This is a genomic window from Thiohalophilus sp. (assembly GCF_031581315.1).
Classification (GTDB): Bacteria; Pseudomonadota; Gammaproteobacteria; order UBA6429; family Thiohalophilaceae; genus Thiohalophilus.
Genome location: NZ_JAVLAZ010000014.1, coordinates 11,430 through 21,420, shown reverse-complemented (window position 1 = coordinate 21,420; position 9,991 = coordinate 11,430). Strand labels below are relative to the sequence as shown.

At 56.2% G+C, this 9,991-nt stretch carries 10 protein-coding genes and 1 riboswitch; of the genes, 9 read left to right on the top strand and 1 reads right to left on the bottom strand.

Annotation, left to right across the window (positions count from 1 at the left end):
* The first annotated feature begins 8 nt into the window (after positions 1 to 8).
* Positions 9 to 96, top strand: a riboswitch (glycine riboswitch).
* Between the two features lie 144 nt (positions 97 to 240).
* The 9 genes from lipA (at position 241) to RI563_RS03310 (ending at position 8,793) form a co-directional block, all read left to right on the top strand.
* Positions 241 to 1,164 carry a lipoyl synthase gene (gene lipA, locus RI563_RS03350; protein WP_310692930.1) on the top strand — a complete coding sequence of 308 codons (924 nt, stop codon included), beginning with the start codon at positions 241 to 243 and terminating at the stop codon, positions 1,162 to 1,164.
* A gap of 44 nt (positions 1,165 to 1,208) precedes the next feature.
* Complete coding sequence (gcvT, locus tag RI563_RS03345; RefSeq protein WP_310692929.1) at positions 1,209 to 2,300, top strand: glycine cleavage system aminomethyltransferase GcvT; 1,092 nt, start codon at positions 1,209 to 1,211, stop codon at positions 2,298 to 2,300.
* Between the two features lie 29 nt (positions 2,301 to 2,329).
* The gene (gcvH, locus tag RI563_RS03340) at positions 2,330 to 2,725 is read left to right on the top strand and encodes a glycine cleavage system protein GcvH (RefSeq protein ID WP_310692928.1); all 396 of its coding nucleotides are present in this window, start codon (positions 2,330 to 2,332) and stop codon (positions 2,723 to 2,725) included.
* 42 nt (positions 2,726 to 2,767) lie between these two features.
* A complete protein-coding gene (gene gcvPA, locus RI563_RS03335) occupies positions 2,768 to 4,132 on the top strand; it encodes an aminomethyl-transferring glycine dehydrogenase subunit GcvPA (RefSeq protein WP_310692927.1) in 1,365 nt (454 codons plus the stop codon).
* 56 nt (positions 4,133 to 4,188) lie between these two features.
* Positions 4,189 to 4,686 carry a thiol peroxidase gene (tpx, locus tag RI563_RS03330; protein WP_310692926.1) on the top strand — a complete coding sequence of 166 codons (498 nt, stop codon included), beginning with the start codon at positions 4,189 to 4,191 and terminating at the stop codon, positions 4,684 to 4,686.
* 150 nt (positions 4,687 to 4,836) lie between these two features.
* A complete protein-coding gene (gene gcvPB, locus RI563_RS03325; RefSeq protein ID WP_310692925.1) occupies positions 4,837 to 6,285 on the top strand; it encodes an aminomethyl-transferring glycine dehydrogenase subunit GcvPB in 1,449 nt (482 codons plus the stop codon).
* A 19-nt stretch (positions 6,286 to 6,304) separates the two neighbouring features.
* Positions 6,305 to 6,667 carry a diacylglycerol kinase gene (locus RI563_RS03320; protein WP_310692924.1) on the top strand — a complete coding sequence of 121 codons (363 nt, stop codon included), beginning with the start codon at positions 6,305 to 6,307 and terminating at the stop codon, positions 6,665 to 6,667.
* A 21-nt stretch (positions 6,668 to 6,688) separates the two neighbouring features.
* Positions 6,689 to 7,618, top strand: a complete 930-nt coding sequence (locus tag RI563_RS03315; RefSeq protein WP_310692923.1) for a carbohydrate kinase family protein — start codon at positions 6,689 to 6,691, stop codon at positions 7,616 to 7,618.
* Positions 7,619 to 7,707: 89 nt separating this feature from the next.
* The gene (locus RI563_RS03310) at positions 7,708 to 8,793 is read left to right on the top strand and encodes a putative zinc-binding peptidase (protein ID WP_310692922.1); all 1,086 of its coding nucleotides are present in this window, start codon (positions 7,708 to 7,710) and stop codon (positions 8,791 to 8,793) included.
* Between the two features lie 274 nt (positions 8,794 to 9,067).
* Here RI563_RS03310 and RI563_RS03305 read toward each other — a convergent pair whose 3' ends face one another.
* Positions 9,068 to 9,805, bottom strand: a complete 738-nt coding sequence (locus tag RI563_RS03305) for a proteasome-type protease (protein ID WP_310692921.1) — start codon at positions 9,803 to 9,805, stop codon at positions 9,068 to 9,070.
* Positions 9,806 to 9,991 lie beyond the last annotated feature (186 nt).

Below are 9,991 nucleotides of genomic sequence, written 5' to 3'. Positions count from 1 at the left end.
CTATAAGCCACTACCCTGTGGGAGAGTGCAGGTTTGACCTGCCGCCGAAGGCGCAACCGCCCGGAATCGCTCAGGCAAAAGGACCGCGGGTAACAAGGCTGACTCTGGAGAGACCTCGATATGCGGGGCACCGAAGGGGCTGAAGCTCTCAGGTGAAAGGACAGAGGGGCGAAACAAGGCAGATTAACTGCTCTGTTTCGCCCTTTTTTATTTTCACCCATTAAAGGTTGACCGGGCACCATGAGCGAAAAAGTCATTCCAGTTTTCGATTTCTCCCACGAGCCGAATGCCGGGCGCATGCCCCAGTGGATTCGCCAGCCGCTCGGTAATCACGTCAATTATTCCCAGACCGCGCGGAATGTGCACAGCAATACCCTGCACACCGTATGCGAGGAAGCCCGCTGCCCCAATCGCGGCGAGTGCTGGAGCCAGGGCACGGCCACATTCATGCTGCTGGGCGATACCTGCACCCGGGCCTGCGGCTTTTGCGCGGTCAAGACCGGGCGTCCCGGCTGGTTCGACGATCAGGAACCGGAGCGCATTGCCACAGCCGTGCGCGACATGGGCCTCGAATATGTGGTGCTGACCTCGGTCAATCGCGATGACATGGCCGATGGCGGCGCCACTATCTATGCACAAACCGTCAAGGCACTGCGGCGTGACAAGCCGACGATCGGGGTCGAACTGCTGACCCCCGATTTTCATCGCACTCAGGAGCAGTCCATCGAAATTATGAACGCCGCGCTGCGCGAGGCGGTCCATCCGACCAGCGAACTGCAGATGGTCTGGGGGCATAACGTGGAGACGGTCCCGTCACTGTATAAACAGGTGCGCAAGGGTTCCAGCTATGAGCGCTCGCTGGAGATGCTGCGCCTGGCCGCCCTGCAACCGGGCGTCGAAGCCAAGTCCGCCATCATGCTGGGTCTCGGCGAAAGCCGCGAGGAAGTGCTGCAGGTATTGCGCGATCTGCGCGAAGTCGGCGTCAGCCGCATCGCCATCGGCCAGTATCTGCGCCCCAGCCGCTATCACCTGGCGGTCAAGCGTTATCTGTCACCGGCCGAGTTTGACGATTACGGCAAACAGGCCCGGGCGCTGGGCTTTGGCTGGGTCAAGTCCGGCCCCATGGTGCGTTCTTCCTATCATGCCGAAGAACAGCAGAACTGATTGTCTGTTCCGTCTTTTCACCTAATTTTAGAGTAACCAGGCTTATGGGCAACCGCACTCCGTTATACGAAGAACACCTTCGCGCCAGCGCCAAGATGGTCGATTTTGGCGGCTGGGACATGCCGATCAATTACGGCTCGCAGATCGAGGAGCATCATCAGGTGCGCAAGGACGCGGGCATGTTCGATGTCTCGCACATGACCATCGTCGATCTGAGTGGCGAGAAGGTTAAACCGTTTTTGCAGTATCTGCTGGCCAACAATGTGGACAAGCTCAAGCATGCGGGCAAGGCCCTGTATACCTGCATGCTCAACGAGCAGGGCGGGGTAATTGATGATCTGATCGTCTATTATCTGGATGAGACGTTTTACCGGATGGTGGTCAACGCCGCGACCCGCGACAAGGATCTGGCCTGGATCGAAAAACAGGCCGCCGCCTTCGACGTCGATATCAAGGTGCGCGACGACATGGCGATGATTGCGGTCCAGGGGCCCAATGCCCGCGACAAGGCCCATCAGGTCCTGGGTAGCGAGGCGGCGGACAAGCTGGAAGGTATCAAGCCGTTTTTCATGCGTGAACTCGGTGACATCAAAGTGGCACGCACCGGTTATACCGGCGAGGATGGTTATGAGATTTTATTGCCGGCCGAACAGGCGGCCGGTTTCTGGCAACAACTGGTCGAGGCCGGTGTCAAACCGACGGGCCTGGGCGCGCGCGATACGCTGCGCCTGGAAGCCGGGATGAATCTGTACGGCCATGATATGGACGAGAACACCACGCCGCTGGAGTCCGGCCTGAGCTGGACCGTGGCCTGGGAACCCGAAGACCGGGACTTTATCGGCCGCGCCGCCATCACCAAACAGAAGGCCGACGGCATCTCACACAAACTGGTCGGCCTGGTGCTCGAAGATCGCGGCGTTTTGCGCGATCACCAGAAGGTGATTGTCGAGGGCGCCGAGGACGGCGAGATCACCAGCGGCAGTTTTTCTCCGACCCTGGGCAAGTCGATTGCCTTTGCCCGGGTTCCGGCCTCGGTCGACACGCATTGCCAGGTGGATGTACGCGGCAAGCCGTTGACCGCCCGGGTTGTCAAGCCGCCGTTTGTGCGTAACGGCAAAGCCTGTATCGACGTTTAAGTATTCAGACATTTCAGAGGATAAATATCATGAGCAATATTCCCCAGGAACTGCGGTTCACCAAATCCCACGAGTGGGTCAAGCGCGAAGAAGACGGAACCCTGGTTGTCGGCATTACCGATCATGCCCAGCAACTGCTGGGTGATCTGGTGTTTGTTGAAGTCCCGGAAGTCGGCAGCAGCTTCAAAGACAGTGATGACTGTGCGGTGATCGAATCGGTCAAGGCCGCCTCCGACGTTTATTGCCCGATCGCCGGCGAAGTGCTCGAAAGCAACGAAGCGCTGGCCGATGCCCCGGAAACCATCAATAACGATCCCTATGGCGACGGCTGGATCTTCAAGCTCAAGCCCGAAGACGAAGGGGCCTATGACGCGCTGATGGATGCCGATGCGTATGCCGAGGTCGTCGCGGAAGACGAGCACTAAACCCGTCTTAAAACTGAACTCTGACGTAACCAGGTAAACAGAATGCCGTTTATACCCCATACCGAAAAAGATATTGCTGAAATGCTCAAGGCCATCGGGGCCGACAGTATCGAACAGCTGTTTGACGAAATCCCGGATAACCTGCGCAGTGCCGGTCTGCAGGACGTGCCGACCAGTACCAATGAAATGGAAGTCACCCGGGTGATGCACGAGCGCGCCGATCAGGACGCGCGTACACAGTGTTTCCTTGGCGCCGGCGCCTATGAGCATCATATTCCGGCGGCGGTATGGGAGCTGACCACCCGTGGTGAGTTCTATTCGGCCTATACACCGTATCAGGCGGAAGCCAGCCAGGGCACGTTGCAGCTGCTGTACGAGTATCAGACCATGATGGCCAGTCTGACCGGCATGGATGTCTCCAACGCCTCGTTATATGACGGCGCTTCGTCGCTGGCTGAAGCGGTCCTGATGGCCGTTCGCGCCAATCGCAAATCGAAAGCCAAACGCATTCTGATGCCGCGTACCGTGCACCCGGCCTATCGCAAGGTAGCGCACACCATCGTGCATAATCAGGGCATCGTGCTCGAAGAGCTCGACTACGATCGCAATAGCGGCATTATCGATCCCGACTCGTTGCCCAAAGATCCGGGCGATTTCACCGCCCTGGTCATTCCGCAGCCCAACTTCTTCGGTAACCTGGAAGAGGTCAATGTGTTGACCGACTGGGCACATCAGCACAATGCGCTGGTGATTGCGGTGGTCAATCCGACGTCGCTGGCGCTGATCGCGCCGCCCGGTGAATGGGGCGAAATCGGCGCCGATATCGCCTGCGGTGATGGCCAGCCGCTGGGGGCGCCGCTCTCTTCCGGTGGCCCCTATTTCGGTTTCATGTGTTGTCGTCAGGCCTATGTACGTCAGATGCCGGGCCGGATTATCGGTCGCACCGTGGATCTGGATGGCAAGGAAGGCTTCGCGCTGACCCTGCAGGCCCGCGAGCAACATATTCGTCGCTCCAAAGCCACGTCCAATATCTGTACCAATCAGGGCCTGCTGGTGACCGCGGCAACCATTTATATGTCACTGCTCGGTCCTCAGGGACTGCAACGGGTCGCCAACCACAGCCATGCCAACACCATGAAACTGGCTGACAAGCTGCTCGAAAAACTCGACGGGGCCGAGAAAGTGTTCGACCGTCCGGTATTTCATGAAGTTGTCGTACGACTGAAACAACCGGTGCAGGATGTTCTGCAAGGCCTGTCAGAAGAGGGCATCGTGGGCGGTTACCCGCTGGCAGAAGAATATCCGGAACTGGATAACTGTTTGCTGTTGTGTGCGACAGAAACCAAGACCGAGGCCGATCTCGATGCCTTTGTCGAAGCGGTTGTCCGTATCGCCGGCCGCCTGTAACCGGCGGACTGATTACAAAGGCATTAAGCCAAACCCATCCTGTAAGGAGGAGCGTCATGGCACAGATTACACTGAAAGGTGACCCTATCAATACCAACGGCGATCTGCCGGCCGTCGGCAGCGCTGCTCCGGCGTTTCAACTGACCACGGCTGACCTGGAAGATGTCGGCCTGGACAACTACAAGGGCAAGAAAAAACTGCTTAACATCGTGCCCAGTCTGGATACCCCGGTCTGCGCCACTTCGACCCAGAAGTTCAACGAGGCCGCCAGGGGGCGGGATGATGTGGTGATGTTGATCATCGCGGCGGATCTGCCGTTTGCCATGGGTCGTTTTTGTACCGGCGAGAAGCTGGATAACGTCATCCCGCTGTCCATGATGCGCGATAAGAACTTCGCCAAGGACTACGGCGTACTGATCCAGGACGGCCCGATGGCCGGCATTACCGCCCGTGCCGTGGTCGTACTGGATGAAAACGACAAGGTGGTCTATACCGAGCTGGTCCCGGAAATCGCCCAGGAACCCGACTACGACAAGGCCCTGGCGGCACTGTAAAGAAAACCCGACGCAGGGACAAAGAAGGCGCAAAAGACGTTTTTATATCTTGTCCGCCAATGAACGCGAATCAACGCAAATGTGGTTTTGTTTTATTCGCGTTAATTTGCGTGCATTAGCGGACTGTTTATTAACCTTCGAGATAAGATTATGTTGATTTTTGAACAATCGAGAAGTGGTCGGACCAATCCGCCACAGGCCCCGTTGCAGGATGTTGTGATCGATGACATTCCGGAGCAGTTTCGACGCCAGTCGAAGCCGAGCCTCCCGGAGGTGTCCGAGATGCAGGCGGTGCGCCATTATACCCGGCTGTCGCAGAAAAACTTCTCCATCGACACCCATTTCTATCCGCTGGGTTCCTGCACCATGAAGTACAATCCGCGCGGTTGTAACACCCTGGCGATGTTGCCCGGCTTTTTGCGTCGTCATCCGATGAGCCCGGACAGTATGAGTCAGGGTTTCATGGCCTGCATGTATGAGCTGCAGGAGATGCTCAAGGACGTCACCGGCATGAAGGCCGTGTCGCTGGCACCCATGGCCGGCGCCCAGGGTGAGTTCACCGGCGTGGCGATGATTCGCAAGTATCACGAATCCCGTAACGATGATGCCCGCACCGAGATCCTGGTGCCCGATGCGGCGCACGGGACCAACCCGGCGACCGCGGTGATGTGCAATTACAAGGTGCGCGAGATCCCGACCAATGACGAGGGCGATGTGGATCTGGAAGCCCTGAAAGCGGCGGTCGGTCCGCAAACCGCCGGGATTATGCTGACCAATCCGTCAACGCTGGGTGTGTTCGAACGCAAGATCAAGGAGATTGCCGATATCGTGCACGAGGCCGGCGGCCTGTTGTATTACGATGGTGCCAACCTCAATGCGATCCTGGGCAAGGTCAAGCCGGGGGACATGGGCTTTGATGTGATTCACATGAATCTGCATAAGACCTTTTCTACCCCGCATGGCGGCGGAGGACCCGGTGCCGGACCGGTGGGCGTCAGCCAGCGGCTGGAACCCTATCTGCCGGTGCCGTTACTGAGCAAGGAGGGCGATGAGTATCGCTGGCTGACGGATAACGAGCGCCCCGAATCGATCGGCAAGCTGTCCACCTTTATGGGCAATGCCGGGGTACTGTTGCGCGCCTATATCTATGCCCGCCTGCTGGGCAAAGAAGGCATGCACCGGGTCAGCGAGTTTGCCACATTGAATGCCAACTATATGCAGGCCCGCCTGCGCGAGGCCGGTTTCGAGCTCGCCTATCCGCAACGTCGCGCCACGCATGAGTTCATCGTCACCATGCGCAAACAGGCCAAAGAGCTGGGCGTCAATGCCATGGACTTTGCCAAGCGGCTGCTCGATTACGGTTTTCATGCCCCGACCACCTATTTCCCGTTACTGGTGCCCGAATGTCTGTTAATCGAACCGACGGAAACGGAATCGAAAGAAGATATCGACGCCTTTATCGAGGCGATGATCGCCATTCAGGACGAGGCGCAAAATTCGCCGGAGACGGTGAAACAGGCGCCGCATACCATGCCGGTGCGACGTCTGGATGATGTCAAGGCGGCCAAGGAGCTGGATCTTGCCTGGAAACCTGAATGAATTCGGGTAAACTGGCTGAATGATAAAAGAAATCAAACGCATCTGGCGGGCCGGTGGTTATAGCTGGCTGGGCTTACGCGCCGCTGTGGCCAATGAGCCGGCGGTGCGTACCGAACTCATTCTGTTTGTCGTGCTGGCGCCCTGCGTATTCTGGCTGGGACGTAATGCCATCGAATATGCGTTGTTGTTCGGTGCGTTGTTTCTGGTACTGCTGGCCGAACTGCTCAATTCCGCGATTGAAGTTATCGTGGATCGCATCAGCAGTGAATGGCATGAACTTTCCGGTCGGGCCAAGGATATCGGATCGGCGGCGGTGTTTATCGCGCTGATCAATTTTCTGGTTGTCTGGGGCCTGCTGCTCTTTGACCGGATCACTAATTAAACGAAAAATCAGGAGTAATCTATGTCTGCATTAATCTGTGGCTCATTTGCCTACGATACCATTATGGTCTTCCCCGACCAGTTCAAGAATCACATTCTTCCCGATAAGGTTCATATTCTGAACGTTTCCTTTCTGGTGCCCGAGATGCGCCGCGAGTTCGGCGGTTGCGCCGGGAACATCGCTTACAATCTGAAACTGCTGGGAGGCGATCCGTTGCCGATGGGTACTGTCGGTACCGATTTTGCCCCCTACGCCGAGTGGATGGATAAAAACGGCATCAGCCGCAAGCATATCAAGGAAGTCAACAGTTACACCGGTCAGGCCTTTATTACGACCGATAAGGACGATAACCAGATTACCGCTTTTCATCCCGGTGCCATGGGCTTCTCCCATGAAAACCGGGTCCAGGATGCCGAAGGCGTTAAAGTCGGACTGGTTGCCCCGGACGGCCGGGACGGCATGATTCAGCATGCCGAGCAGTTTGCCGAGCAGGGTATTCCGTTTATTTTCGATCCGGGTCAGGGTCTGCCGATGTTCGGCGGCGAGGAATTGATGGATTTTGCCGAAAAAGCCAGCTATATCGCGCTGAATGATTATGAGGCGCAATTGTTTGAAGAGCGCACCGGCAAGTCTCCACACGAACTGGCGGACATGGTCGACGCGCTGATCATTACCCGTGGTGGTGAAGGCTCGCATATCTATACCCAGAAGCACCGCCATGAGATTCCGACTGCCAAGGTCAAGGGAATCAATGACCCCACTGGCTGTGGCGATGCCTATCGTGCCGGGATTCTGTACGGTCTGCTCAATGACATGGACTGGGAAACCACCGGCCGCATTGCCTCGTTGATGGGGGCTATCAAAGTCGAGTCGACCGGCCCGCAGAATCACAGCTTTACCCTGGACGAATTCAAAAAACGCTACAAAGAAAGCTTTGATATGAGCTTCTAAGAGTCAAAAAAGCCCGCTTACGCGGGCTTTTTTGTGCGAATATGAGCATCTATGATTAGTATATTACGCTACCGAAAAGTCGACCTGCCATGAAGACCTCCATTTGCGAATGCGGCAATACCCTGCATTTTGAAAACAGCCAATGCATTGTATGTGGCCGCAAGCTGGGTTTTATCCGAGAGCAGATGCAGATCAGCGCACTCGAACCTGCCGGTGAAAATGTGTGGCGGTCTCTGTCCGATGGGCGCGACTACCGTTTGTGTGCCAATTACGCCCAGTACGATATTTGTAACTGGCTGGTCCCGGCGAAGGGAGGGAAAAAATATTGTGCATCCTGTCGCCTGAACCAGATCATTCCCAACCTGTCACAGGATCAGAATCTCAAGCTCTGGCACCGGATTGAACTGGCCAAACGGCGTTTGTTGTACACGCTTTATCGACTCGAGCTGCCGGTCGTGGGGCGTCAGGACGATCCGCAACAGGGTCTCGCCTTCAAGTTCATGCAGGATCAGAATCGGCGTGACGAGTTCAGCAATACCCTGACCGGTGTTAATCGGGTCATGACCGGCCATCACAAGGGTATCATTACCATCAACATTCGCGAAGCGGAAGACAGCGCCCGCGAACAGATGCGCGAGCAGATGAACGAAGGTTATCGGACCCTGCTCGGTCATTTTCGTCATGAGATTGGTCACTATTACTGGGAGCGTTTAATCCGGTTCGGCGGGCGACTGGATGCCTTTCGCGAGCTGTTCGGCGACGAGCGCGAGAATTACAAGGCGGCACTGGACAACTATTACGCCCAGGAGCCCACCTCAAGCTGGCAGGACGGGTTTATCAGTGGCTATGCCAGCGCGCACCCGTGGGAAGACTGGGCCGAAACCTGGGCACATTACCTGCACATGGTGGATACCCTGGAAACCGCCAACGATATCGGTTTTCGTATCCAGAACGATCCCCATGCCATCAGGGACAACAGCGGCGAAAGCGATCTCTCCTCGGTCAAAGGCGCCAACTTCGATGCCCTGATGGATGACTGGGCCAGTCTGACCATCGGCCTCAACGCCCTCAATCGCAGCATGGGCCTGCCGGATGCCTATCCCTTCGTGCTCTCAGCCCCCGTACTGGAAAAACTCCGCTTCGTCCATCATCTTATTACTTCGCGCCAGACCTGAATCCATTTTTTTGACGGCATGAATATTAACGCGGAGGACGCGGAGGCGCGGAGGCGCGGAGAAAAAAAGCTTATCAGGCCAGGCCATAAAGTCCGAGGTTTGAACTATTAGTTCCTCTTTATCACTTGACCTGCTTTCCCGTTATATACCACCTGGTAAGAGCGCTTGAAGCAGTTTTAAAGAATTAAATTTTCATTCCTCTGCGACTTTGCGCCTCCGCGTCCTCCGCGTTAATTCCAGAGAAAATAAGAAGTGGAAAAGAATTTACCGATACTTACTCGTCTTCCCAGTCGAAGCGGGGCAGGCGGTTGAAGGAGCGTTTGAGGCCTTCGTTCCAGCGTTTTTGCAGGGATTTGTAGATCGGGGAGTTGAGGGTAAGGGTAATGTGCCGGAGATCTTCATGGTTTCCCTTTTCATAGATGGCCAGCTCCAGCGGCGGGCCGACGGAAATGTTGCTGCGCATGGTGGAATCGAGCGAGACAAGAGCGCAGCGGGCGGCGTCCTCCAGCGTGGTGGCAGGGCCGATAATCCGATCCAGGATGGGCTTGCCGTATTTGTTTTCACCAATTTGTAAAAACGGGGTTTCCGGCGATGCGCTGATGTAATTCCCCTGGGGATAGATCAGGTAGATCTCGGGTTCCTTCCCGGCAATTTGCCCGCCCAGGATGAAACTTGCTTCGGCGGTGCTTTTCGAGCTTTCCATGGCGGGCGCGTGCTGTTGTTGTTCGTGCTGGCTGAGTTTGCCGACATAGTGGGCCGCCTCGTAAAGATGACCGGCCATGGCGAGATTCATCGGGGCTTCCGGATCTTCCAGGTCCTTGTGGATACGATTAATCACGGCCTGGGAAGTGGCGAGATTGCCGGCGGTGAGGATAACGACGGTCCGCTCGCCGGGCCAGCTGAAACGGTGCATCTTGCTGTAGGTGGTCACGTAATCCACCCCCGCATTGGTCCGCGAGTCAGAGGCGAAGACCAGGCCTTTGTTGACCCGAATAGCGAGACAATAAGTCATGTTATTTATCGAATACCTGTGAGATAAAGCGTACAAAATGATGGTAACAGCCTGACTTATGGTCGTATATTTGCCTGGAATTGTCCATCACGTTATGCTGGACATCAAATAATCAGAGGGCTACAACACCATGGCGATACGCTGGGGCAGCTACAAGGTAAAGGGAATTTACGATGAACTGATACG